This is a genomic window from Thalassospira sp. GO-4, from assembly GCF_023588965.1.
In the GTDB taxonomy this organism is placed as follows: domain Bacteria; phylum Pseudomonadota; class Alphaproteobacteria; order Rhodospirillales; family Thalassospiraceae; genus Thalassospira; species Thalassospira povalilytica.
On record NZ_CP097807.1, the window covers coordinates 1,931,101 to 1,957,546 of the forward strand.

23 protein-coding genes are annotated in these 26,446 nt (G+C 56.1%); 18 read left to right on the forward strand and 5 right to left on the reverse strand.

All coding sequences use genetic code 11. The features are described from left to right. The first annotated feature begins 31 nt into the window (after positions 1 to 31). The 16 genes from M9H61_RS09085 (at position 32) to M9H61_RS09160 (ending at position 20,042) form a co-directional block, all read left to right on the forward strand. Positions 32 to 397 (forward strand): flagellar protein FlaG, encoded by a 366-nt coding sequence (locus tag M9H61_RS09085; protein WP_068518003.1) that lies wholly within the window; start codon positions 32 to 34, stop codon positions 395 to 397. Positions 398 to 498: 101 nt separating this feature from the next. Further along, positions 499 to 2,268 carry a flagellar filament capping protein FliD gene (fliD, locus tag M9H61_RS09090; RefSeq protein ID WP_250284688.1) on the forward strand — a complete coding sequence of 590 codons (1,770 nt, stop codon included), beginning with the start codon at positions 499 to 501 and terminating at the stop codon, positions 2,266 to 2,268. A 57-nt stretch (positions 2,269 to 2,325) separates the two neighbouring features. After that, positions 2,326 to 2,841: a flagellar export chaperone FliS gene (gene fliS / locus M9H61_RS09095; RefSeq protein WP_101248079.1), complete on the forward strand. Its 516-nt coding sequence runs from the start codon at positions 2,326 to 2,328 to the stop codon at positions 2,839 to 2,841. A gap of 275 nt (positions 2,842 to 3,116) precedes the next feature. Then, complete coding sequence (locus M9H61_RS09100; protein ID WP_250284690.1) at positions 3,117 to 4,757, forward strand: flagellar hook-length control protein FliK; 1,641 nt, start codon at positions 3,117 to 3,119, stop codon at positions 4,755 to 4,757. A gap of 21 nt (positions 4,758 to 4,778) precedes the next feature. Further along, positions 4,779 to 5,543, forward strand: coding sequence for a flagellar hook assembly protein FlgD (locus M9H61_RS09105; protein WP_068518008.1), 765 nt, complete (start codon positions 4,779 to 4,781; stop codon positions 5,541 to 5,543). 50 nt (positions 5,544 to 5,593) lie between these two features. Continuing rightward, a complete protein-coding gene (locus M9H61_RS09110; RefSeq protein ID WP_101248081.1) occupies positions 5,594 to 7,339 on the forward strand; it encodes a flagellar hook protein FlgE in 1,746 nt (581 codons plus the stop codon). A gap of 355 nt (positions 7,340 to 7,694) precedes the next feature. After that, positions 7,695 to 9,296 (forward strand): flagellar basal-body MS-ring/collar protein FliF, encoded by a 1,602-nt coding sequence (fliF, locus tag M9H61_RS09115; protein WP_068518010.1) that lies wholly within the window; start codon positions 7,695 to 7,697, stop codon positions 9,294 to 9,296. A gap of 79 nt (positions 9,297 to 9,375) precedes the next feature. Next, positions 9,376 to 10,992 (forward strand): FliH/SctL family protein, encoded by a 1,617-nt coding sequence (locus tag M9H61_RS09120; protein ID WP_250284692.1) that lies wholly within the window; start codon positions 9,376 to 9,378, stop codon positions 10,990 to 10,992. Then, positions 10,985 to 11,347 (forward strand): flagellar motor switch protein FliN, encoded by a 363-nt coding sequence (gene fliN / locus M9H61_RS09125; RefSeq protein WP_044827611.1) that lies wholly within the window; start codon positions 10,985 to 10,987, stop codon positions 11,345 to 11,347. Before M9H61_RS09120 ends, fliN begins: the two co-directional genes overlap by 8 nt. 21 nt (positions 11,348 to 11,368) lie before the next feature. Continuing rightward, on the forward strand, positions 11,369 to 12,163 hold the full coding sequence (locus M9H61_RS09130; protein ID WP_068518012.1) for a motility protein A: 795 nt from the start codon (positions 11,369 to 11,371) through the stop codon (positions 12,161 to 12,163). Between the two features lie 88 nt (positions 12,164 to 12,251). Continuing rightward, on the forward strand, positions 12,252 to 13,826 hold the full coding sequence (locus M9H61_RS09135) for a sigma-54 dependent transcriptional regulator (protein ID WP_250284694.1): 1,575 nt from the start codon (positions 12,252 to 12,254) through the stop codon (positions 13,824 to 13,826). 92 nt (positions 13,827 to 13,918) lie between these two features. Beyond that, positions 13,919 to 16,081, forward strand: a complete 2,163-nt coding sequence (gene flhA, locus M9H61_RS09140) for a flagellar biosynthesis protein FlhA (RefSeq protein ID WP_068518014.1) — start codon at positions 13,919 to 13,921, stop codon at positions 16,079 to 16,081. A 57-nt stretch (positions 16,082 to 16,138) separates the two neighbouring features. Continuing rightward, the gene (locus M9H61_RS09145) at positions 16,139 to 17,119 is read left to right on the forward strand and encodes a GTP-binding protein (RefSeq protein WP_250284695.1); all 981 of its coding nucleotides are present in this window, start codon (positions 16,139 to 16,141) and stop codon (positions 17,117 to 17,119) included. Further along, on the forward strand, positions 17,116 to 17,907 hold the full coding sequence (locus M9H61_RS09150) for a MinD/ParA family protein (RefSeq protein ID WP_068518016.1): 792 nt from the start codon (positions 17,116 to 17,118) through the stop codon (positions 17,905 to 17,907). Before M9H61_RS09145 ends, M9H61_RS09150 begins: the two co-directional genes overlap by 4 nt. A gap of 7 nt (positions 17,908 to 17,914) precedes the next feature. Further along, a complete protein-coding gene (locus M9H61_RS09155) occupies positions 17,915 to 19,546 on the forward strand; it encodes a hypothetical protein (RefSeq protein ID WP_250284697.1) in 1,632 nt (543 codons plus the stop codon). Positions 19,547 to 19,640: 94 nt separating this feature from the next. Further along, on the forward strand, positions 19,641 to 20,042 hold the full coding sequence (locus M9H61_RS09160) for a hypothetical protein (RefSeq protein WP_068518018.1): 402 nt from the start codon (positions 19,641 to 19,643) through the stop codon (positions 20,040 to 20,042). On the opposite strand, the gene M9H61_RS09165 is transcribed toward M9H61_RS09160, so the two are convergent. The 4 genes from M9H61_RS09165 to M9H61_RS09180 form a co-directional block, all read right to left on the reverse strand. Further along, positions 20,043 to 20,597 (reverse strand): 2OG-Fe(II) oxygenase, encoded by a 555-nt coding sequence (locus M9H61_RS09165; RefSeq protein ID WP_206928019.1) that lies wholly within the window; start codon positions 20,595 to 20,597, stop codon positions 20,043 to 20,045. It abuts the gene before it with no gap. A 145-nt stretch (positions 20,598 to 20,742) separates the two neighbouring features. Continuing rightward, positions 20,743 to 21,393, reverse strand: coding sequence for an ATP-binding cassette domain-containing protein (locus M9H61_RS09170; RefSeq protein WP_250284699.1), 651 nt, complete (start codon positions 21,391 to 21,393; stop codon positions 20,743 to 20,745). Between the two features lie 3 nt (positions 21,394 to 21,396). After that, on the reverse strand, positions 21,397 to 23,082 hold the full coding sequence (locus M9H61_RS09175; RefSeq protein WP_250284702.1) for an ABC transporter permease: 1,686 nt from the start codon (positions 23,080 to 23,082) through the stop codon (positions 21,397 to 21,399). Positions 23,083 to 23,088: 6 nt separating this feature from the next. Beyond that, positions 23,089 to 24,330, reverse strand: a complete 1,242-nt coding sequence (locus tag M9H61_RS09180) for an ABC transporter substrate-binding protein (protein WP_250284705.1) — start codon at positions 24,328 to 24,330, stop codon at positions 23,089 to 23,091. A 202-nt stretch (positions 24,331 to 24,532) separates the two neighbouring features. On the opposite strand from M9H61_RS09180, the gene M9H61_RS09185 reads away from it, so the two are divergent. Both M9H61_RS09185 and M9H61_RS09190 read left to right on the forward strand, forming a co-directional pair. Further along, positions 24,533 to 25,273, forward strand: a complete 741-nt coding sequence (locus tag M9H61_RS09185; protein ID WP_170310308.1) for a TerC family protein — start codon at positions 24,533 to 24,535, stop codon at positions 25,271 to 25,273. Beyond that, positions 25,270 to 25,749 (forward strand): YbaK/EbsC family protein, encoded by a 480-nt coding sequence (locus tag M9H61_RS09190; RefSeq protein WP_250284707.1) that lies wholly within the window; start codon positions 25,270 to 25,272, stop codon positions 25,747 to 25,749. Before M9H61_RS09185 ends, M9H61_RS09190 begins: the two co-directional genes overlap by 4 nt. Before the next feature lie 245 nt (positions 25,750 to 25,994). Here M9H61_RS09190 and M9H61_RS09195 read toward each other — a convergent pair whose 3' ends face one another. Next, complete coding sequence (locus M9H61_RS09195; RefSeq protein ID WP_068518024.1) at positions 25,995 to 26,423, reverse strand: flagellar FliJ family protein; 429 nt, start codon at positions 26,421 to 26,423, stop codon at positions 25,995 to 25,997. Between the last annotated feature and the right edge of the window lie 23 nt (positions 26,424 to 26,446).

A 26,446-nucleotide genomic window follows, 5' to 3' on the forward strand; every position in this document is an offset into this window, starting at 1 on the left:
TCACAGGATGGCGGCTTAGGAGCTTAGGAAAATGGAAGTTGTAAACAACAGTTATAGTTCACCAGGTTCAGCGGGCAGCAGTTACGCTGCTGCGTCGCCTGCACCTGCCCCGAAAATCGACACGACCGCGGCAAGCACTGCTGCGAAGTCGGCAGAAAAGCAGTCTGCTGTTCCCAAAGAATTGCAGGACGCGCTGGCAAGCCTTGATCTGCCTGATGTCGCTGACGGATCGGCACGTGTCGAGCTGAACTTTAATCAGGACACCGGTCGTGTTGTCGCAAAGGTTACCGATCGCGTAAGCGGCGATGTCCTGCGTGAAATCCCGTCCAAAGAGTTGCAGCAACTGTTTTCCCAGATGCGCGAATATCTCGGCAGCTTCGTGGACGAAGAAATTTAACGGGACCAGCGGGCACATCAGGCACGGTTTTTGCAAACATTTCGGACAGATACGTCCGCACATAGGCAAAATCGACCGGGCGCGCCCAAGGAGCTAAACCAATGAGCAGCTTGAATTTAAATAACATCTATGTTGGCGATAACGGCCGCGTCCAGTTGTCTGGCGGCTCATCCAACATCGATTTCGTCGACACTGTCGACCAGATGATTGCTGCCCGTCGTATTCCTGCGGACAATCTTGAAAAACGCATCGAAGCAAACGACGAAAAAATTGCCGCCCTGAAAGAGCTGCAAACCCTTGTTGGTACGCTCAAGGATTCCATGGCGAACCTTTATGGTGCGACCAGTTTCGACAAATCGAAGAACATCTTCGAAGCAAAACAGATTTTCGCCGCCTCGAACGGCAGCGACGCCGGGTCCCTGATGGGGGTTACCGCGACCAATGCTGCGGCGACCGGCAGCTATAAGTTTGAAATCGTCGATGTCGCAAGCAAGCACAAACTGTCCAGTGATACCCAGGCCGTCGCGGCAAGCGCAGACGTCACCGGTCTTACCGGCACTGGCAGCTTCACCATTACCGGTGGTGTGGGCAGTTCGTCGATCACGGTTTCGGCTGGCGATACGCTTCAGGATATTCGCGACAAGATCAACAACGTCAAGGACACCACCGGCGTTCAGGCGTCTGTTATCAAGGTTTCGGCGACCGAAAGTACGATCATCTTCACCTCGACCGAAGAAGGCGTTGATAACCGGATGTCCTTTAGTGACGATACCGGTAACGTCCTGCAAAGTCTGGGCATTCTGACCGATCCGACCACGATCAACGCCGCCAATGTGATTGATGATGGCAATGATGCCTCCATTACCCTTGACGGCATTACCGTTACCCGTGGCACCAACGAATTTTCCGATCTGATCGATGGCCTGACCATCAGCCTTTATGATGCCGAACCGGGCACCGAAATCACGATCGAGATCGAACAGGACCTGAACCAGGCGAAAACGGCAATCCTTGACTTCGTCGATGCCTATAACGCGGTTCAGACCTTTATCAACGAAAAGACCTTTGTCGATCCGACTACCGGCGAAGCATCCGAAGACGCGATTCTGCTTGGCAATACGTCTGTCAAAAGTATTGAGTCCGCACTTCAGCAGATTGCCGGTTCCTTTGCCAATGGTGTAACCGACCGTGCAGGCGAGGATGACTATTCGGTACTGGCTGAAATCGGTCTGGATTTCGTGGCCTATGGCTCGAACGAAGACCCGCTTGTCAGCAAAACCATCGAAGTCGATGAAGCAGCCCTGAATGCGGCCCTGCTCAATGAGCCCGATGAGGTGATGGAACTGTTCCTGTTCCGCGGGAAATCGAACAATTCCGACGTCACCATGACCGGCTTTAGCAACAAGACCAATGCCGCGACCTATGATTTCAACATCAATGCGTCCGGCGGTGCCATCACCAGCGTGACCTATGACATCACGGTTGATGGCGTGACCACGACGGGCAAAAACGCCGTTGTGACCGGGAACAGCATTCGTACAGCCGATGGTCTTCGCCTGATTTATGGTGGCGATGGTCTGGCAAACGACACGGCCACTGTGACCACATCTGTTGGTATTGGTGCGCAGTTCTATTTTGAACTCGACTCAATCCTGGATGATGAAAACGGCACATTGACCCAGGCAATTTCGGATCTCGAAACGCAAAACACGTCCTATGACGAAAAAGTTGAGCGGATCGACGACCGCCTTTCCCGACAGCGAGAAGTCCTGATGGATCAGTTCATTGCGATGGAATCTGCCCTCGCACGGATGAAGAACATTCAGAGCTCTCTCGACGAATTGATGGCTGCAGGTAAAGATAGTAGTTAACTTTTCCATGCCATACATGCACACTAAAGAGACGCGTCGCATACCAAGGAGTGTCGCATGAATGAACACGCCGCCCAAACGTACAAGCACCAGCAGGTCAATACAGCTTCACCCGCCAAGATGGTGTATATGCTGTTCGAAAAGACCCTGTCGCGCTTGCAAGAGGCAAAGAACGCGATTGAGCGCAACGACATTCAGGGGCGCTGCAACGCGAATTGCAGCGCACAGGAACTGATTGCCCATCTTTCAAATACGCTGGATATGGAACAGGGTGGCGAAATCGCCGCCAATCTGGAGCGCCTTTATGCGCATTGCCTGATCCGCTTGATGGATGTTGATCGCAAGAATGACCCGGCACCTGCCGATGAAGTCGCCCGTCTTCTGACACCGCTTCGTGATTCGTGGGCTGCCTTGGCTGAAAAAAGCGAAGGCGAACTGCGTCAGGCCATCATGATTGCCCAGCAGGACCGCCCGGCACCCGCCGCATCGGAACAGATCGAAGCACCGGATACGGCATCGGGCACCGAAGAAGCGCCCGCACCGGCAAAATCGGGCCTGTCAATTTCGGCCTGATCCGGATCGCGGAAACAAATTCGGTCATTTGCCCCGCATAAAGGCCCCGGCATATTTGTCGGGGCCTTTTGCATGTCTGAGCCAAGCCATTCGTTGCGGCCCTCCCGAAACAGGATCATTTTTGCCCGGTTCCGGGGGGATAGACAGGTCGGGCAAAAATTTCCCCTGCCGGTAACAGCCCGCTAAGGCGCTGAAATTCTATACAATTTGTTAACACCTGAAACTGGCCCGGCGCTTGCAAATGTTCTGACACTGTTTCCAAAAGGACCAAGGTCATGAACAGCTCTGCGATTACAAACAGCACCATGCCAACCATCTCCATTCCGGGCTCAACCGCCAATGAAAGTGCGGGTTCGGGCTTTGGCGATGTCATGGCATCGATCACGGAAAACTGGTCGGAGCGCAAAAGCCAGATCAAATATGACACGGCAAAATCTGCCCAGAGCACCTGGGACGATAGCCGCGCAGAGAGGCATGCCGATCGCAGCATTGAAAATGACGATGCCAAAAGCGCATCACGTTCCGATGACAAACGCGATGATGAACCGATGCGCGCAGAGCGCAATGACCGCGACGATCATGGCAAAACCGATGATCGCAAGGCCGATGACAATCGCGATGTCGATACCGGCAGCCGTGATGCCGACCGCGCTGAGGATCAAACCCAAAGCGCAGATAGCGATCAGCCTTCTGACGGAAATGTCGCGGCCTCTGATGATGATGGCGCACCGTCGGAAGATGGAAAATCTGCCGCTGGCGATAAAGAAACTGCCGAAGGTAACGACACCCAGGTCGAGCTTGCCGTAACCGATCCCAATCAGCCCGCCCAGACCGTCCCGCTTCCGGGATCGCAGCAGGCGATTGATCTGGCCAAAGCACAGGCCGCCGCATCGCAATCAATCAATGCAAATGCCGGCACCAACGGCCAGAACGGCACACCGGCAAACGGTCAGGTCAATCCGGGAATGGCCGCCAATGCAGCTGCCAGCGATGGCACGACCGACGGTCTGATGAGTTCAACAGCACTCTCGCAGCCGGCCGCCGCTTCATCGGCAAAAATGGCGATGAATGGCGTGGATACGACCGCCGGTGATGACGTCTCGTCTGATAAATTCCTGTCGCGCATTGTTGATGCAATGAGCGCCGATGGCAAAGCCAAAACCGACGCAACAGGCATCACCAACGCAACGGTCAATGGCCAGTCGGCAAACGCCAATGGTGCACAGTCAACCGCAACCAACCCGGCACAAACCGCACAGGCAGCACAGCAAGCCATGGCCGCAGCAGCCGGTGCCCAGAACATGCAAAATGCAGCTGGCAGCCCGCAGGCACAGGCGAATGCCGCTGCAAATGGCACGGTAACAGCAGCCGGCGCAAGCGAAGCAACCGCCCAGACCGCGCCGGGACAGCTTAATAGCACCAACAGCCTGCATCAGACCAATACCGGTGGCCAAACCGCACAGACCGCGCGTCAGGCCCCCGCCCAGCAGGTCCAGCAGCAGGTTGCCGTGTCGATCAAAAACGCCGCCAGTGACGGTGTTGATAAAATTTCGGTCCAGCTTCGCCCTGAACATCTTGGGCGGGTGGATGTGAAAATGGAGATCGGCCACGATGGCCGTATCCAGGGTGTCATTCAGGCAGATACACGCGAAACACTGGACATGTTGCGCCAGGATTCCCGTGCATTGCAGCAGGCTCTTAAGGATGCCGGCCTGAATGCAGACAGTCAGAGCTTCACCTTTGAACACAGAGATCAAGGTGGCCGGGGTCAGGAAGGCCAGAGCCAATCTCGGATGACCGCCAACCAGGGCAGCAGCCCGGGCGATGGCGACATCCTGAGCGGAGCCGAACTCGCCGAACATGTTGGCATTGGCTATGGGATCAATCCCAACGGCCTTGTCGATATTCGGATCTAGGAAAGGTAGAGGGAACTTCCCATGGCCATTTCATCCCTAACCAACGTTGGTCTGTCCCAAAGCGATACCAACGCCGCGTCCAGCAGCTCGGCAAGCCAGCTTGCGCAGAACTTTGATACGTTTCTGACGCTTCTGACCACCCAGCTCAAGAACCAGGACCCGACCTCGCCGATGGAAAGTGATAAATTCACCGACCAACTGAGCCAGTTCGCCCAGGTTGAACAGGGTATCCAGAGCAACAAGAACCTCGAAGACCTGATTGCGATGCAAAGTCAGCAGCGTCAGCTTTCTGCCCTGTCCTATGTCGGGGCCGAAATCGAAGCCGTTGGTGATACCAACTGGCTCGAAGAAGGCGGCGAGCTGAAATACAAATACAACGTTTCGCCCGAAGTTCCGCGTCTGCAACTGCAGATTCAGGATCAGAGCGGCAAAACCATCTATTCCGAAGAACTTACCGATGTGTCCGGTCTGCAGTCCTTTACCTGGGACGGCAAAAACAATAGCGGCGTCGAACAGGCAGCCGGGGCCTATACCCTGGTTCTCAAGCCGATGGCCGCAAACGGCGACACATTCCAGACTGACAAAGGCAAACCTGCATCTGTTGCCATTGGCATCATCGGGTCTGTCGATAGTGTCGATATCGACGATAGCGACATCTATCTCCGCATTGGTGACGTCTCTGTACCGTTCTCGACCCTTACCAACGTCAAGCTGGGTGCGAGCTCTACAGATACGAACACGGGCGGCAATGATACCGGAAGTGACGAACAGGACGAAGCAGCCTGAGGGCTTTCTTCCGATTTTGATCAACACCCTGTAAGTGCAGGAGAAGAAAAATGAGCCTTTTTGGTGCAATGATTTCCGGTGTATCCGGCCTGAACGCGCAGTCGCAGAACCTGGGCGTCATTTCGGACAACATCTCGAACCTTAATACCATCGGGTACAAGGGTACGGTTGGTCGTTTTTCGACCCTGGTGACGGAATCCGCCACCAACACCCGTTACACCCCGGGCGGTGTCTTGTTCCACCCGACTGCCCTGATCAGCAAGCAGGGCTTGCTTCAGGCAACGTCATCGACCACGGCGGCCGCAATTTCCGGCGACGGTTTCTTTATCGTCCGCGATAATGCGAACCCGGGCACGAATGACGAACTGTTCTTTACCCGCGCCGGTGACTTCAAGCCTGATGATGACGGCTATCTGCGCAATACGGCGGGCTACTATGTTCAGGGTTGGGCAACCGACCGTGAAGGTACGCTTCTTGATGCAAATGGTAACACCACGACATCAAACAGCTCGGCTGTTACGGATCTTCAGGTTCTCGACATCAACTCGATCCTGACGGCTGCGGCTTCGACGACCTCGATCGAGTTCGGTGCGAACCTTAACGCTGACGAAACCGCTGTGACAGGTGGCACCGCCACCTCGACCACGACCGGTATCGACTATGACACCACCGACCTGACCACCCTTGCCGGTATCAACAACGGTGACCAGTTCAGCATCACCCATAACGGTACGACAACCAACATCACGATCAGTACCGGTGACACGCTTGAAGATCTGGCCGCTGCCATCAGTGCCGTGACCGGGATCAATGCGACAACCACCACAACCGGCACCAACGATACCCTGACCCTGACTGCGGCCTTTGCCGATCAGGGCGTGACCTTTGCCAACGTGACCGGCACGCCATTCAGTGCAACCGGCATCACGGTTCCGGGTGTGCCGGGCACCCTGGCACCGACCTATGTTGCTGGTAACCTTGCAACCGGCACTGTTGCCGAAGACAACACCATGCCTGTCACGATTTATGACTCGCTGGGTTCGGCCCATACGGTCAACCTTCAGGTCGTGAAACTTGGTCAGAACCGCTGGGGCTTTGAGCTGACCGGCAACACCACAGCTGGTGAACTCGACGCGACAGATCACCCGAACGGTCTTATTCAGGCTGGTATCATCACCTTTGACGGGTCGGGCAACCTTCAGACCTTTACTGGTGTTGCAGCAACCATCGGCGGTGTAACTGTCGGCACGACCGGTGACCTTGACGATGCCGATATTTCTGCGGAATGGACCAATGGTGCCGATGACAGCACCTTCAGCCTTGATTTCGGGACCATCGGCCTTGGTAACGGTATCACGCAGTTCGCTGCCGGTGCCGATGCAAACGGTAACCTTGTCAATTACACCACCCACTTCATCAACCAGAACGGCGCACAGGCCGGGACCATGGTGAACTACGCCCTGACCGAAGAAGGCTTCCTGCAAGTCGAATTCGCCAACGGTGTGAAACGCCCGGTCTACAAGCTGGCAATCGCCACCTTCGAGGCCCCCGATGAAATGGAAAACCACACTGGCAACGTTTACCGCCAGACACGTGAATCGGGTGACTATCTGCTGCGTGAACCGGGCCTGAACGGTGCCGGTAACGTTGTGGCATCCGCCCTTGAAGGGTCGAACGTCGATCTCGGTGAAGAATTCACCAACATGATCGTGACCCAGCGTGCCTTCTCGGCGAACACCAAGACGATTACCACGACCGATGAAATGCTCGACGAGCTGATCCGGATCAAACGGTAATTGATATCTGTTGCAGGGCGTTAGCCCGCCCTGCGATGTTCTGCTTTTACAGGGACTCGCCCGGCACTTGTGCCGGGCTTCTTTTTGGCACAATGACTCACTACATTAAACGCAGGCCAAACCGGTCAACAAAGATACAAATGATTCAAATCACTGGTGAATTTGAATCACGCAACTGGGCAAAAATTGCCGGTTGTTAACCTGTTCTTCAGCATGGAGAACTATTCGTTGTTGATGCTGGTCGAATTCCGTATGGACCGACCCGCATCGGGGACAGTGGTTAAATTTGGTTTCGGAGCAGTCGAACGTGGGCGGCTTGTTGCAAACACTCAAGAGTCTTGGACCTACACGCCTGATGGCCATCAGCGGCGTGGGTGTGTTGCTGCTTGTATTCTTTGCCTTCCTGATTTTGCGTGTATCCGCGCCGAATATGGAACTGCTCTATCGCGATCTGTCGCCGGCTGATGCCAGCCAGATCGTTAACCGTCTCGAAGATCAGCAAGTCCAGTATCAGCTTCTGAATGGCGGCACGGAAATTCTGGTTCCCGCCGATCAGGTCAACCGCATGCGCCTGAGCATGGCCGAAAGCGGCCTGCCCGCCGGCGGTTCTGTCGGCTATGAAGTTTTTGACAATTCCGACGGTTTTGGCGCCACCAGCTTTGAGCAGAATATCAACCATGTTCGTGCCCTGGAAGGCGAACTGGCCCGCACCATCGCATCGATCCAGTCGATCCAGCAGGCCCGTGTGCATCTTGTTCTGCCAAAACGTCAGATGTTCTCGCGCGAAACCCAGGAAGCCAGTGCATCGATCGCAGTCAAGATGTCCGGTGGTGAACTCAAACCCGAACAGGTTGTCGCCATCCAGCATCTGGTCGCGGCCGCCGTTCCGCAGTTGCAGCCAAGCAAGGTTTCGATCATCGACGAACGTGGTCGCCTTCTGGCGCGCGGCGATGGCGAACAGCAATCATCGACCTTCCTGACCCAGACGGCCGATGAAATGCGCATCCGCACTGAAAGCCGCCTGCGCAATACGATCGAAGATCTGCTGTCACGGTCGCTTGGATATGGCGAAGTGCGTGCCGAAGTTTCCGTTGAAATGGACTTCAACAAGGTCACCACTGCCGATGAACGGTTCAACCCGGATGAACGTGTGATCCGTTCAAGCCAGACGATCGAAGAAAACTCGACCAATTCCGAGACCGAAGGCACCGATCCGGTTACCCTGCAAAACAACCTGCCTGATCCCAACCTTGGCGGGGCCAACGGTGCCGGCGCCCAAAGTCAGGAAAGCCGGTCCGAAGAAACCGTAAATTACGAAATTTCCAAAACCACGACGACCCAGGTCAAGGAAATCGGCGAAATTTCGCGCGTTACTGTCGCAGTCCTTGTCGACGGGACCTATACCACCGACGAGAATGGCGAACGTCAGTATCAGGAACGCTCCCCCGAGGATCTCGAAAAGATCGCAGCCCTTGTGCGCAGCGCGATCGGCTATGACCCGCAGCGCAGCGACCAGGTCGAAGTCATCAACATGCAGTTCGCCGATGCCGGTGATCTGTTCCCGGATGAAGAAATCGAGACCTTCCTTGGTCTGGACAAAGCCGAAATCTTCCGCATTGCTGAAATGCTGGTTCTGGCCATTGTCGCCATCCTGGTCATCCTGCTGGTGGTTCGCCCGCTTCTGACCCGTGCGTTTGAAACCCTGCCAAGTGCAGCGGACATGGCCCAGCGTCAGCTTCTGGCAGATGACATGACCGCCGAAGGCACGCCGGCCCTTGAAGGACCGGCACCGGTTCCGATGGCCCCGGGCATGGATGACGGCGAGGAACTGATCAACCTGTCGCAGGTCGAAGGCCGCGTTAAGGCATCCTCGGTCAAGAAAATCGGCGAGATCGTGGAAAAGCATCCGGAAGAAGCTCTTTCGATCATTCGCAACTGGCTGTATCAGGAAAATTGATGTTCCGATCAGTCGACGGCTCACTGGCAGCCCTTTGGCTGCCTTCCTTTTGTCGCTCAAGGCGGTTTAACAGTTCGATATGACGGCCATTGAAAAGTTCACTTTTGCCCTAAGCTTCGACGACGCAGACAACGTGATCCGTTCTGCCGGCGATGATGATGAGCATTACGAGCTGGGCAAAAAGAAGAAAAAGAAAAAAGACGACACGCCACCGCCGCCCCCGGCCGTCTATACCGAAGAACAAGCCGCCCAGATGGTTGCCGAGGCCGAACAGAAAGGCCACGAGCAAGGCTATGCCGAAGGTCACGCCAAGGGGCTTGAACAAGGCTATCAGGAAGTCATGGCATCTGTCGAAAAGGCCATCGGCGATGTTGAATCCGTAATTGCCGAGAAGCTGGGCCAGATCGACGAACAGCAAAAACGCGCCAATGCCAAAATCAACGAAGACGCCATTCACGTTGCGCTTGGGGTCATTCGCAAACTGGCTCCGGCCTGGTCAAAGCAATATCAGCTTGTCGAAATCGAAGACATCATTCGCCAATGTCTGGCCAATCTGTTTGACGCCCCGAAAGTGATGATCAAGGTCAATCCGGGGCTTGAAACCCAGTTGGTCGAAGTCGCCCATCGCATTGCGGAATCGCGGGGCTTTTCCGGCAAGGTCGTCGTTGTTGGCGAACCCGATGTCGCGGTTGGTGATTGCATGGTATCGTGGGGCGACGGTACGGCTGTGCGTGACAGTGCGCGCGTCTGGTCTGAAATCAATGGCATTATTGAAAATGCCCTGAGCCTGCATGCCAGTGAACACGACCTGCCCGAAAGCGACATGGGTGACCCGGAAATTCAGGCCACACCCGCGCCGGAAAAACCGGCATCCCAAAACGCGCAGTCCGCACCAGATCAGGCGTCGACACCAACGCCTGCGCAAACATCTGCGCAAACCCCGGCAACAGCCGCACCGGAACAGGCAGCCACGGCACAACCCACCCCTGCCACAGCGCAGCCTACTCCGCCCGCCCCGGCTAGCCAGCCTTCGCAGCCCGCGGCAACCGCACCCGCGCCACAACCGGCACCGCAATCCGCCAATCCGGGCCAACCGGCAAATCCGGGGGCACAGGCAACACAATCAAACAGTGCGCCCGCATCGCCCCAAACGGGACCGGCGGCACAGCAAGCCGGACCACATAACGGCCCGGCTGCCACGCCAGCGCAAACCACGGTACAAACCCCGGCGCAGCCCGCCCCGCCCCAGGTTTCTGGCAATGCGAAACCCGATATGGCAGCCGCGAATGCCGGTCCTGCACAAAATAGTGCAACAGGCCAAAACACCGCGCCCAAAGAAGGCGATGGCACCGACGCGCGGAATGTGCAAACATCGACAGATAATGCAATGCCGAAACCTGACAACGCACTGGAAAACCCGGCAGATCAGGCAAAAGCACCCGCACCTGGTACCCAACCGGCATCAGGATCCGCGGGCGAGACAAAAAACAACGAAGGGCAACCCACAACCGGACCGCAGGGCACTGGGGACACGACCGCCATGCAATCCGGACCGCAGGCCGCGCCACAGGTATCTCAGGGGCAGAACCAACCGCCTCGAAATGCTGCAACAGAACCGGCTGCGACGCCGACCGACGCCGAGAAGCAGGCTGCTGTGAAGCAACCGACCAAAGACGCAGGAGACGAAAATGGCTGATGATGACGATCTCGAACTCTCGGAACTTGACGACGATCATATCGAGTTGGAGGGCGAAGGTACCGAACTTCTTGCCGCTGCCGAAGCCGGAAGCGAGCAAATGAAGACATCCAAGGACCTTGAAGCCGTCTATGACATTCCCGTCCAGGTTTCTGCCGTCCTTGGAAAAGCAACCATGCAGGTCAGTCAGTTGCTGAAACTTGGTCGTGGTGCTGTCGTAGAGCTTGACCGCAAAGTTGGTGAAGCTATTGATATCTATGTGAACAACCGTCTGGTCGCACGTGGCGAAGTGGTGGTTGTGGAAGATCGTCTTGGTGTGACCATGACGGAAATCATCAAATCTGAGAAAAGCTAACGTAAGAGAGGATCTGCGACTATGGCCGAAGGGGGGACTAAAACGTCGTTTGACATTGCGACAGTCGGGGGACTGATCATCGGTTTTGCGCTGGTGATTGCCGCGATTATTTTCGGCGGCTCGCCGGGTGCCTTTATCGATATCCCTTCTGTGCTGATTGTTATCGGCGGTACGGCTGCGATCACCGCGGTCAGTTTTGCACTGGGCGAGTTTCTTGGCTCGGGCAAAATCCTGATGCGGACGATTTTCCATAAGTCGCGCAATCCTGCGGATGCGGCGCTGCAAATCCTGCAGCTGGCCGAAATCGCCCGTAAAGGTGGCGTGCTTTCCCTTCAGGGGCATCTCGACAGTCTGCAAAGCGAAGAATATCTGTGGAAAGGCCTGTCGCTGGTTGTTGACGGCACGCCGGCCGAAGAAGTCGAAGCGATCATGCGCAAAGACATGAACGCTACCATCGGCCGCCACCAGAAAGGTGCGAACATCATGAAAAAGGCCGGTGACGTTGCCCCGGCCATGGGCCTGATCGGGACGCTGATCGGTCTGGTGCAGATGCTTGGCAACCTTGATGATCCATCGTCAATTGGTCCGTCCATGGCGGTTGCGCTTCTGACGACCTTCTATGGCGCGGTTCTGGCCAACATGGTGTTCATGCCGCTTGCCGGTAAACTTGAACGTAACTCGAGCGACGAAGAACTTCTGAATTCGGTCTATATGGTCGGCGCTGTTTCCATCGGCCGTCAGGAAAACCCGCGCCGTCTGGAAATGCTGATCAACTCGATCCTGCCGCCGTCAAAACGCGTCAGCTATTTCGATTGATCTGAAACGTGAATATTCCGGCCCCGAAAACCGTCCATATGGGCAGGTCGCCGGGGCCATCTGGAAATGATCGGAAAGAGATGAGACTATGCAGGTACTGATCGTTGGTGGACTGGGCGGACAGATAGGCGCAGCCAGCAAGATCGCAATGGCGCGCGGCGCATCGGTCCAGTTGGCCGAAAGCGTCACGACTGCGCTTAATATCCTGCGGGCAGGCAACCGCATTGATCTGGTGATGGCCGATATCGCCCTTGATGTGGCTGCCCTGATCGATGCGATCAGCAAGGAACGCATCAATGTTCCGGTGGTTGCGTGCGGCATTGGCAATGACGTCAATGGTGCGGTCAATGCGATCAAGGCCGGTGCCCAGGAATTCATCCCCCTTCCGCCCGAAGCAGATCTGATTGCGGCCATCTTCGAAGCTGTGACCGAAGAAAGCCATGCGCTGATCCATCGCGATGCGCGCATGGCCGAAACGCTGCGTCTGGCATCCCAGGTTGCCAACAGTTCGGCCTCGATCCTGATCACCGGTGAAAGCGGCACCGGCAAGGAAATCATTTCACGCTATGTGCACCGTAAGTCCAACCGCGCGGACAAGCCGTTTGTTGCGGTCAACTGTGCTGCCATCCCTGATAACCTTCTTGAATCCGAATTGTTCGGTCATGAAAAAGGGGCCTTTACCGGCGCACAGGCGCGGCGTATCGGCAAGTTTGAAGAAGCCAATGGCGGGACCCTTTTGCTTGATGAAATCAGCGAAATGGATGTCCGTCTTCAGGCCAAGCTTCTGCGTGCGATCCAGGAAAAGGAAATCGACCGTCTGGGTGGCAAAACCCCGGTCAAGGTCGATGTCCGAATTCTTGCGACCTCGAACCGCAATCTCGAGGCCGAAGTCAATGCCGGCAACTTCCGCGAAGATTTGTATTTCCGCCTGAATGTCGTCAATCTTGATATTCCGTCCTTGCGCGAACGTCCCGATGACATTCCGGTTTTGGCCGAATTTTTCGTCAAGAAATACTCCGATGCCAATGATGTGCCGATCCGCCCGATCAGCCCGCTGGCCATCCAGCGTCTGCTGTCCCATCACTGGCGCGGCAACGTGCGCGAACTTGAAAACACCATGCACCGTGCCGTTCTGACCGCCGGTCCCGATGAAATCGGGCCCGAGGCCATCATGCTGTCGGGCACCGGCAGCAGCGAACCCGCACGCACCCAGACAAGCCCGGATACGCAATCGCCCGCACCGGCGGCCCCTGTTTCCCCTGCTTCCCCGGCATCAGCACGCGCAAGTTCGGCCTACGCCAATGCGAATGCGGCCTATGGGGCGGCATCATCGGCCTATCAGTCCGGCACACCGGCACCAGCCCAACCAACGCCACAGGCCCCGGTCGAACCGGCACATGCCACATCCGATGAAAATGGGTCCGATGCGAATGACACCGACACGGGTAATGGCAATGACGGGTCCATAACCGCCGCCCTTGTCGGGCGTACCGTGGCCGATGTTGAACGCGATCTGATCATTGATACCCTGAAACATTGCTTTGGCAACCGTACGCACGCGGCCAATATTCTGGGCATTTCGATCCGCACATTGCGCAACAAATTGCGCCAATATACCGACGAAGGTCTGGCAGTTCCCGCCCCGGGTGATGGCCAGGACTGACGATGACATCCGGCTTTGCGCGCCCCATATCAAGGGGAACCAACAAAAGCGCAAGCGACACAGAGCAACCAACAGGATAACAAGCAAACACCATGGCCGAAGGTCAAGATATCACACCGACTGGTTCTGGCGGCTCTGACGGCCAGGGTGGCGGTGCGTCCGGAGGCATAAATTTCGGCGCCGTGCAGTCGCGTGTTGCATCGGCAATGAAGCGTGGCGATATCGCCATGGCGCTTGGATTTATCATGATCCTTGTGGTCATGATGTTCCCGATGCCGCCATGGCTGCTTGATTTCATGCTGGCATTATCGATCAGTTTTTCCGTGCTGATTCTGATGACGTCGCTGTTCATTCAAAAGCCGCTTGAATTCAACTCGTTCCCGACCATCCTTCTGGTCGCGACATCGCTTCGACTGGCCCTGAACATTGCGACCACACGCCTGATCCTTGGTCATGGTCACGAAGGCACACATGCCGCCGGTGCCGTGATCGAGGCGTTTGGCAGCTTCCTGATTTCGGGCAATTTCGTCATCGGGATCATTGTTTTTGCCATCCTTGTCATCATCAACTTTGTCGTGATCACCAAGGGTTCTGGCCGTATCGCCGAAGTTGCCGCCCGCTTTACCCTTGATGCCATGCCCGGCAAACAGATGGCGATTGACGCCGATCTGTCATCGGGCCTGATCAACGAAGAACAAGCCAAGGCACGCCGTAAGGAACTCGAAGACGAAAGTTCGTTCTTCGGTTCCATGGATGGTGCATCCAAATTCGTTCGTGGTGATGCGGTTGCGGGTATTCTGATCACCTTTATCAACGTGGTTGGCGGCATCATCATCGGTACCGCACAGATGGGCCTGTCACTGGGTCAGGCAACGGAAACCTATACCATCCTGACGGTGGGTGACGGTCTGGTATCACAGATCCCTGCCCTGATCGTCTCGACCGCGGCCGGTCTTCTGGTCACCAAGGGCGGCCTTGATGGCGCAACCGAAAAGGCCGTCTTTGGCCAGGTCAGTAACTACCCTGCTGCCCTTGGCGTTGCCGCAGCCCTGATGGCGGGCATGTCGCTTCTGCCGGGCATTCCGATGGTCTGGTTCCTTGGTCTGGCGGTCGGCCTTGGCTATCTGGCCTATTACATGGGCAAGCGCCAAAAGGCCGCCGTCGTCCAAGAACAGATGAAGGAAAGCCAGGCCGCCGCAGAAGCCGCCGCCCCACCGCCCGAAGAACCGATCGCCAATGCGCTTCGCATGGATTATGTGCGGCTTGAACTGGGCTATGGCCTGCTGTCGCTGATCAGTACCGAACGCGGTCAGAAACTGACCGACCAGATCAAGGCCCTGCGCCGTCAGCTTGCCGGTGACATGGGCTTTGTCATGCCCTCGGTCCGTATTCAGGACAATATGCAGCTTCCGGCCAATACCTATGTGCTGCGCGTCAAGGAGATCGAGGCCGGCCGTGGTGATCTGCGCCCGAACATGTTGCTGGTGATGGACCCGCGCGGCGAGGAAATCACCCTGTCGGGCGAAAAGACCATGGAGCCGACCTTCAACCTGCCGGCCATGTGGATCGAACAGGGCATGAAGGAAGAAGCCATGTTCCGCGGCTATACCGTGGTTGACCCGCAAACCGTGATCACGACCCACATTACCGAAGTGATCAAGGACCACATGCCCGAATTGCTGTCTTATGCCGAAACGCAAAAGCTGCTTGATGAACTTGATGAAGATCAGAAGAAACTGGTCGAAGACATCGTTCCGGGTCAGGTATCGGTTGGTGGTGTTCAGCGCGTGCTTCAGAACCTGTTGACCGAACGCGTATCGATCCGCGATCTGCCGACCATTCTTGAAGGGATTGCGGAATCCACCGCCTTTACCCGCAACCCGACCTTCATGACCGAACATGTGCGTTCGCGCCTTGCGCGCCAACTGTCGGATGTGAACACCAATCAGGATGGCGTCATTCCGCTGGTGACCATGTCACCGCAATGGGAACAGATCTTTGCCGAAAGCCTTGTCGGTTCCGGCGAGGAAAAGCAGCTTTCCATTCCGCCAAGCCAGCTTCAGGAATTCATCAACAAGGTCCGCACCACGTTTGAACGGCTGGGCATGATGGGGGAATCACCTGTTCTTTTGACCAGCCCGGGCATTCGTCCCTATGTGCGCTCGATCGTTGAACGCTTCCGCCCAAGCACCGTGGTGATGTCGCAGAACGAAATTCATCCCAAGGCACAATTGAAAACATTGGGGCAGGTCTGATGATCAACAACATCATGACCACCGGCATTGTGGTCAGGGAAATGACAGGGGGGATTGATGCGTCTTAAGACCTTTACCGCCCCGACAATGACCGAGGCCATGGCCCTTGTAAAAGAGCACATGGGCGCGGATGCCATCATCGTTTCGACCCAGGACATCCCGGGAAGCGGCGTGCGCCTGACCGCGGCCCTTGATCGCGATCCTGATTTTGATGACGATATTGCCCCTGCCCCGGCCTTGCAGGAACAGCTTGAAACCGCAGAAGCCGCCTTGACGCGGCATAATTTGCCGGAACGGCTGCGCATTCGCCTGTGTGACATCATGGCACGCGAAACCGCGGCCGCTTCTGCGCAGCAACTTCTGGCCGGGGCGCTTGATGAAATTTTTGATTTCTCACCGCTGCCTGAAAAAAACACGCCGCGCGCCCTGGCCTTTGTCGGTCCACCCGGTTCGGGCAAGACGCTGGCCGTTGCCAAAACAGCTGCGCGTGCGGTGATGAAAAAACGCAAAGTTGCCGTTCTTTCAACCGATTACAAACGGGCTGGCGGCATCGCGCAGCTTGAAGCTTTTACCCGTATTCTCAAGGTCGAGCTGCTTCAGGCTAAGTCACCCGATGAACTTAAATCGCGCTTTGCCGATATCCGCGAAGCCGATGTGATCCTGATCGATACGGCAAGCTGCAATCCGTATCTTGAAACCGATATTGGCACGCTTTGTGAATTCATGAAGGCAATTCCGAGTGAACCGATACTGGTTAACCCGGCAGGGATTGATGCCTATGAGTCCGCCGATATCGCCAATGCCTTTGCTGATGGGGGGGCGACGCGTGTCATGATATCGCGTCTTGATGTTGTCGCCCGCCTTGGTGGTGCGCTATACGGTGCGGATTCAGGAAATCTTTCCCTTTGCAATGTCAGTATGACAGCCCAGGTTGCGGACGGCCTGACCGCGCTAAGTCCCCTTGCCTTGGCTAAACTTCTGATACCGTCCCATCGCGCTGACACCGCAAAACCGAGCTTCTCCGAGGTCGTGAAATGACTACCAAGTCTGATGCTGTACCCAAAACTGCCCCGCGCACCAGAGGCCGCAATGTTCTTGCCGTCGCGTCTGGTAAAGGCGGCGTGGGCAAGACCTGGTTTTCCATTACGCTCACCCATGCAATGGTGCTCGAAGGGCATAACGCGCTTCTGTTTGACGGCGACCTTGGTCTGGCCAATATCGACATTCAGCTTGGCCTGATGCCCAAGCATGATCTGGGCGGTGTCATTTCCGGGCGCATCAGCCTGAAAGACGCCATCACCCATTTCCCCGATGGCGGTTTTGACATCATCGCCGGTCGCAGTGGTTCGGGCAGTCTCGCCAACCTTCCGGCCAGCCGTTTGCAGGCCCTTTCCGACGATCTTCTGCAAACCGGGAAATCCTATGACAAGGTCCTGATTGACCTTGGTGCGGGCGTTGATCAGGGCGTGCGCCAGATGACCGGCCTTGCCAATACCGTAATTGTCATCACCAATGGCGATCCGACGTCACTGACCGATGCCTATGCCTTTATCAAGATCACCCATATGGCCCGTCCGAAAACAGATATCCGGGTGGTGATCAATATGGCCAAGGACAAAAAAGAAGGTCAGGCGATCTATAACAAGCTGCTCAAGGCGTGTGAGGGCTTCCTCAAAATTTCGCCACCGCTGCTTGGCGTTATTCGGGCCGATGCGCGCGTTTCGGAATGCATTCGCAATCAGACGCCGCTTTTGACCCGCCATCCGAATTGCGATGCCGCCCGTGACATAGAAGCCATCGCCCAGACCCTCCTGGACGAGGAGTAACCTTGTCATGACCCTCCCGCCACAGGCTATCTCGCCCGGAACCGCGGTCGGTGGGCAGGCCTCGGCGGGCGGAACGACAGGACAGGCATCCCAGGGCTCGGTCCCGGCCCAGGTCACGGCAACCGTGACCAGCGCGACCTCGCAACAGGTTGCCGCTGCCCTTGCAAAGCTGCCGGTTGAAACGCTGCTTCAGGCATCCGTCCAATCACAATCGGGCAATCAACTGACCCTTGTCACAGCACTTGGGCAGGTTACGGTCAAACTTCCCAGCGCCTTGCCAACAAATCTCGGTGATCTGCTTTGGGCGCGCTTGCCGACATCAAATGCCGCCACCAGTTCGGCAACAATGGGTGCGACCAATCCCGGTGATGGCTTGCGCCTGCAATTGCTGCCGCAAACGTTGATGCCCGGATCATCGGCTATGTCGGGCAGTCTGGCATCTGGCAATATCGGTGCGACCACCCTTACCCCCGGCCAGACATTCAATGCGGTTACCACCTCTGTCCTGACGATGCCGAATGGCACGCAATTGCCCGCCGGCAGTCAGACACAGGTGATTTTTCTTGGTCAGGGCACAGTCACAGCCCAACAGGCTGCCAATGTTCTGAATGCGGCCAGTGGAATAGCGGGTGGAGTGGCCGGTGGCACGGTTGCCGGGGCAACACCGGGGGCTGGCATCGCGCCGACAATTGCTGCACAAACCGCAGCCGGACAGGCACCGGGCTTGTTGCTGAGCGGGACGGTCTTGCCCCCTGACAGTGCCGAGGCCCGCCTGCTGCCACAGGGCGTTACCGCCCTTCGGACGTCAGCCGGGATTGTCGGCATCAAATTGCCGGTTCCGGCACCAACCGGTGCGACCCTGTCATTCAGTGTTGATGCTGCGGGCAGCGGGCGCGTTGCCACATCCATGCCGATGACCGAGGCCGACCTGATCCTGCGCGGGCAAAATGCGGCTTTGACCCATGATTGGGACAGCCTGCAAAAGGCGGTTCATGCCCTGCAACAGCATGACCCGGGTGCGGCGATGAGCCTGTTGAACAATCTGCCACAACCCGGCCCGAAATTGACAACCACGATGATGTTCTTTTTTGCCGCGATGACCGGCACAAAGGGCGGTTTGCGTAGCTGGATCGGGGATCGTGCCGCCAACAGCCTGTCATCCCTGTCAGAGGCCGATGGCGGCGGGTTAAAACGTCTTGAAGGTGACTTTGGCCAGTTGCGTACCATGGCAGCCGACGAACGCCCCGATGGCTGGCGTGTCATGGCGATGCCGTTCAATATGGGTGGCAAAATCGAACAGTTGCAATTTGGCTGGCGCCATGGCGATCGCGAAGACGATCCCGAGAAAAAGGACGATCAGGGCACGCGTTTCCTGCTGGATCTGTCCTTTAGCGTCGTGGGACATACCCAGCTTGACGGCCTTGTCAAAGGCGAAGACAGCAAGTTCGATCTGATCATTCGTACCGAAAATCCATTGCAGTCACATAACCGCGATGACATTCGCGGCATCTTCCGCGAGGCACTTCAGATTTCCGGTTATAGCGGGCATATCCTGTTTCAGGACGGATCGCGTTTTGTCCATATCGCCCCGCCTGCCGACAGCAGCGGCCCCAATTCCCACAGCGGGATTCAGGCGTAATTCACGACAAGCTTATGAAATGAATGCTTTTACTGCCCGGTGCACAAGCGTATCCTGATCGCCTGATTTTCATATATAAGAACGGTTAAACGTCATGCTTGAAATTTATCAACGTCGCAATCTGATCCTGACCGAAGCCAACCCGGGACCACAGGTCGATTATGTGGTGACGTTGCAAAGCAACCTGACGGGTGTGGAAAATGTCTTTCCGGCACGCATGACGCTGCGCTATGTGCCCGACAGGCTGATCCTGAAAACCGATTGTCTGGCGGATTATTACGCCGAAATTTCCACCATCACCTTCGAAAGCTTCGAGGCCGCGGCCGTGTTGTTGATGGATGATTTCAACAACGAACTGGTGCCGCGCTGGATCAGCCTGCGTCTTGATAAACAGACCGCGGACAATGATCAGGTCTTCCATCACGAAACCGCCCTTGAAGACCGTCAGCCGAAATGGGGCAACCCGCGCCTGCTCGATCGTCTGGAACGCTACTGATCAGCGGAACGGGTTTCCGTGCACCCATTGGGTCAGCGAATAGCGCAGACCCGCGGTTGTCGGTGCAACACGGTGCAGAACAAAGCTCGGGAAAAAGATCGCGGTTCCGCGTTCCATCGGCGCATCCAGGAAATTCCCCGCCGGGTTAAGCTGCAACTGACCGCCTTCATACTGGTCGGGTTCGGACAGCTGGATCACCATGGTCAGTTTGCGCCGACGGGCGACTTCGGATGCGCCAACATCACTGTGCCAGTCATAATGACCGCGCAAGTCGCCGGCATAACAGGCGATCTGGGCTTCTTCGGCAAAATCGGTCAGGGCAAAGTCAAACACATTGCGGTTCACATCGGCCACAAGGTCGATGATCCTGCGGCAAACAACCGGTTCCTGTTCTTCGTTGAACCAGGTGATTTTTGACCGGCGGATATGGGTTGCGGTTTGCCCCTGTACGAGGCCGCCTTCGTCCATTTCATGCGCAAATCCCGCGATCAGACGGTCACAGGTGGCTGCGTCCAATGCGTTCGGGATGATGGCAAACATTTCTTCTGGAAACATTCACGACATTCTCCATGCCGCACAGGACCGGTATTGGTTGCCCCGGCCCCAAAGACAATTCTTTGCGGTGAATTGCTATTACGACCAAACTCCCCCCAATACCAGCAAATTTGCCGCTATTGGCCATGACATAATTCACAGGGATCTATGCAAGATTGATCACCCTTCCGCCCGCGGCACTGCCGTCTTCGGGATCGTGGGTGACCATCAATGTCGGAAGGCGGTTTTTACGGCATTGTTCAAACACGAATGACCTGAACTGACCGCGCAATTCGCTATCAAGTTTCGAAAACGGCTCATCAAGCAACAGCGCACAAGGTTCGGACAACAAGACGCGCAACAAGGCCACACGCGCACGCTGCCCACCCGACAGGGTTGCCGGATCGCGATCGGCAAACCCGTCCATATCCGCATTTTTCAGGGCGTTCTCAACCAGCATGCGGCGCTTGGCTTTGCCCTTGACTGATGCCGGTAGCGCAAAGGCCAGATTGCCGCCAACAGACAGATGCGGAAACAATAAATCATCCTGAAACAGAATACCGACATGGCGATCCTGGGGCGGGCATCCATCAAGGGATCTGCCATTCAGAACGACCTGTCCTGAAACATCAAACTGCGCGGGCAAGGTGCCACAGATATGGCCAAGAAAACTTGATTTGCCAGAACCGCTTGGCCCCATCAGGGTGACGATTTCACCAGGCGCAATCACAAGATCAACCGCAAGCAATTCCTGCCCGTCCAGACGGATACTGACAGTGCGAAGTTCAAGCCCGGTTTCGGAATGATCCGATGGCATTTTCTATCCCCTGTTCTGTGCATTCATGCCCCGCCGATGGCGGAACAGGATGGCCGGTATCAGCAATGCACAGGCAAATCCGGCAAATGGCAAAACCATCTGCAACAATCCGTATATCCCGATCATGCGGCGGTCGCCCCCCGATGCCAGTGCCACGGCCTCGGTCGTGACGGTGGCAAACCGCCCCGCCCCGATCAGAAGTGTTGGCAAATATTGCCCGACCGTCACCGCCAGCCCAACCGCCATCGCGGTCAGAACCGCACGGGTCAGCAATGGCAAACGCACGTGCCAAAATACCCGCATTGGTGATGCCCCAAGACAAAGTGCCGTCTGCCCGTATCGCGGATCAAGTGCCCGAAACGGATCAGACAGCGACAGGAACACATAGGGCAACACAAACACCAGATGCGACAGCACAACCGATATCAACGTCCGTTCAAGCCCGATCAGGGTAAAGAATACCTGCAATCCGAACATGAAGCTGATCTGCGGCACAATCAGCGGCAGGTAAAGCAGCCAAATCGCCCCGCGACCGGGTTTGTGACGGCTTCTGGTTTCGTGCTCCAGACATCCAAGAACAAGCGCAATCGCAATCACAACAGTCGGCACCGCGATCAAAAGCGTGGTGACAAGGCTGCTTCCGATCGCATCATATTCGCGCTGCCAAAGACGCAGACTGAAACTGCGGGGCAAAATATCGGGAAATCCCCAGAACCCGGCAATGCTCCAGATCAGAAGGACCACAAGCCCCAATATCAGTGCCCCGGCCGACAATCCGGCCAAAACCGCACTTCCGGCACGCATGCCGCCATCATGGCGGAACCGCTGGCCGTTTGCGGCGATCTGGCCCCCGGCCAGTGCTATGATCCGTTCCCCGGCCACCCAGATCCCGATGGCCACCACAACGACAAGCAACTGCAAGATTGCCGCACTTGATGCCATGAACCGCAATGCAAGATCAGGATCGGACAACCACCCCAATATCCGAACCGCCAGCGGTGCCGGTGTTGTCGGGCCCAGAATGATCGCAACATCAACAACCGACGTCGAATAGGCCAGAACCGCCAATACCGGCAATCTGATTTGCGGGTAAATCCGTGGCAATGTCGCCTTGAACCATCCGGCAATCCGGCCATAGCCCAATGTGGCGGTAATCTGGGCGGTGCGGTCGGTATCGGCCTGCGGCAAGGCTGCAAGGGTCATCAAAAACAGAAACGGGATTTCCTTGGCCACCAGCCCGGCAATCATCGCAATCCCCAGCGGATCGTGAATGATCGCGATATCGGGCGGACGATCCCATCCGGCAAACTGGGCAATCAAACGTGCAATCCAGCCCGACGGCGCAATCAGAAACGCCAGTCCGAATGCCGCGGTCGCGTGCGGAACCGCCAGGATCGGTGACAATATCCGCTGCATGGCTCGAAAAATTCGGGTGCCCTGCCAGGCGGCACAAAACAGCATGACAATCGCAACCGAAACGAAACTTGCAATCAGGCCGTTGATCAGCGACAGCCGCACCGACTGCCAGATCCCCGGTTGCGCGAAAATTGCGGCCCACGGATCAAGTCCGGGCTCAGTTCCGCCAAGTGCTGGCAAGATGCCAAATGCCGGCAATAAAGTGCCAATCAGCCCGGCAGATACCGGGCCGATCATAAAGGCAATCGTGATGATGGGGACAAATCGCAACATGCGCGATTATTGCACCACGCCGTAATGTTTCTGCCATTCGGTTTCGACCAGCTCCATCCAGCTTGGATGGGGTTCAGGCAAAACCGTGCCACGTTCGGCCGGTGCAAGGGATGCAATACCAAGATCAAGATTGGCAAAGGCTTCCTGCATGTCGGCAGGCAGCTTATCCATCGCAAGAACCGTATCAGCGCCCCAATATTGCGGGTCCTGTTTGCGCAGCTGGGCTTCCGGTGACATCAGGAAGTCGGCCAGTACGACCGCACCGGCCTTTGCCGATGCGTTATAGGGGATGGCCACAAAGTTGGTATTGCCCAATGTGCCATTGTCAAACACATAGGATCGCACCGTATCGGGAAGCTCGAACGCTTCGATCGCCGATGACACTTCGCCCGAGCTGAATGAAAACGCGATATCGATTTCGTTATCGCCAAGCAGGGTCCGCATCGCCGCCCCGTTCTGCGGATAGGCCTGACCATTGCGCCACAATAGCGGCTGCAAATCTTCAAGATATCCCCAAAGCGGTTCAAGAACCGCCTTGGCATCAACTTCGTCAGCCGGTTGCTGCAAGACCTTGGGGTCTTGGACCAGTTCGGTCAGGATCTGTTTCAGGAAGGTCGATCCCATATAGTTTGGCGGCTGCGGATAGGTAAAGCGCCCGGGATTTTTTGCCAGCCATTCCAGCAAGGCTTGCGCGGACTTCGGCACGCTATCAAGTTTGGCGGTGTCGTAATAGAAACTGACCTGTGCCATGCCCCACGGCGCTTCAAGCCCGTCGGTCGGAACGGTGAAGTCGTTGACCACCGTGGGTTTGCCTTCAACATCGACATATTCGAAATTTGGCGTTTCTTCGACCCACGGACCAAACAGCAATTCATTGCGCTTCATCGCGGCAAAGTTTTCACCGTTAATCCAGATCATATCAACCGCACCGCCATCATTCACCCCGGCGGTCTTTTCCGACAGCACCTTGGTCACGGCATCGGCGGTATCGGTCAGTTTGACCTGAACGACCTTGACCCCGTAACGTTCAAAAACCTGATCACCGGCCCAGGCGATGTAATCATTGATGCGCGGCTCCCCGCCCCATGCATGCCAATAAACGGTCTGCCCGCGGGCCTGATCAAGAACCGACTGCCAGTTCCCGACATCGGGGGCCGGGTCCGCATATGCCGGCAATGACACCGATGCTGTTGCAATGCCTGTCGCCAGGGCCAACGCAGAGACAAAAGCACGCATTCTTGAACGCATATCGGACAATCCTTTTCACCTGATGACCTGTCATCATACCCCATTTTGATATGGGCATGACCATGGTTAGCCGTTTGATTTTAGTGTTGGCATTTTTTTAAGCCGGCCTTGGGTAAAATCAATTCACGCTTGCGTTAGAACACGATGAGCCACACCTTATCTGCGGTCAATTTTTGTCTGTGCTGCCTGTTACGGGGTTTTGATGATGTTTGAATGGATGAGCGACCCGCACATGTGGATGGGTCTTGCCACCCTGACCGCGCTGGAAATCGTTCTCGGGATCGACAATATCGTTTTTCTGTCAGTGATCGTTTCCAAACTGCCCCCGAACCAGCAGGCACCGGCACGCCGGGTCGGATTGCTGGCCGCGATGGGCATGCGGCTTGGACTTCTGGCCGGGATTGCCTGGGTCATGCAATTGACCGCCCCGCTGTTTTCCGCCTTTGGTCAGGAAATCAGCGGACGTGACCTGATCCTGATCATTGGCGGGCTGTTCCTGATTGCCAAGGCATCCAAGGAAATTCATCACACCATTGACGAACCCGAAGAACACGGGCCGGGCAAAATCATGTCGGGCTTTGCCATGACCATCGTGCAGATCATGCTGCTTGATATGATTTTCTCGCTCGACAGCGTGATTACCGCTGTCGGTCTGGTTGATCACATCTCGATCATGGTGATCGCCGTCATCCTGTCGGTTCTGGTGATGCTGGCCGCGGCCAAGACCATTGGCGACTTTGTTGAAAAGCATCCGTCGGTCAAAATGTTAGCGCTATCATTCCTTATTCTTGTCGGGTTTGTGCTGTTGCTTGACGGTGTCGAAATTCACGTCCCCAAAGGGTACATCTATTTCGCGATGGTCTTCAGCCTTTCGGTCGAGACGCTTAATCTTCTCAACCGCAAACGCAAACTGAACCGTCGCGCACAAGAGACAGGCCAATGAAAAAAGTTTCTCCGCCGCAATGTCTGCAAAATGCGTTTGATGCCAACAATCTTGGTCATATTGACGTATTCGAATTCCCCGATGGCACCCGATCCGCGGCCGACGCGGCAAATGCCATCGGCTGTGACATCAGTGATATCGGGAAATCACTGGTCTTCATGACCGAAGCCGGCAAACCGGTCCTGATCATCATGAACGGGGCCGATCAGGTTGACCTGAACAAGGTCGCAAGCCTGATCGGACTTTCGATCCGCAAGGCCGATGCCAATGAAGTCCGCGAACATACGGGTTACGCCATTGGCGGCGTCCCGCCCTTTGGCCATGTCCATCCGGTTGAAACCCTGATTGATGCCAAATTGCTGGCAAAGAAAACCATCTGGCTTGCTGCGGGCACACCAAAAACGGTCTTTGCCCTGAGCCCGGATGAATTGCGCAACGTTACCGGCATTGAAACCGGGGTCACGATTGCCGCGTGATCAACGGACGGTATTTGCAAACAAGCATATGCGGTTTTTTGAAACCCGCCTGATCGTCACCTGACCGCTTTGATATTGTTTGGCTTTGGGTGGGTCGGATGTTTTCCTTGCCCACCGGTCAAGGAACGCGGCCTCAATGCCGTGTGCTTTGCGTTTTGTTCCTTGTCAAAGCGCGTTCGCCAGGCACCGACACAATCGTTTCAGGCGCATTAGCCCGGGCCTTAGATCAGGTGTTAAATCACGCGTTAAATCAGGCCATCATCGCGGGTTGCCGAACGGGTGCCGATTTCATCAAGTTCGTCCTGTTCTTTCTTTTCTTCTTCTGCGCGTTCGGCTTCGGCCCGGTTGCGTTCGGCGATCTCGGCCGTTTTCAGTTCCTTGAAGGCATCGGCAACTTCATCGCGAAAGGCATCAATCTTTTCTTCCTGCTGGGCGATCATTTTTGAAATTGCTTCGCGCTCGGCAATCACCGCATTGGCAAACCCGCCATAGGCAAATCCGGCCAGTTCGGGATTTTCCGCTGCAATTCGCTGTTCGTTGATCACTGCCTGTTCAAGTGCTTCTTTCTCGGCTTCCAGTTTGCCAAGAACACCCAACATTTCACCAAGTTCACGCTGCTTGTCATCAAGCGCCCATTTGCGCATGCGCACCAGTGTTTTGAAATCCTTGGCCATGGATTATGTCCTGCTGTTCAGGC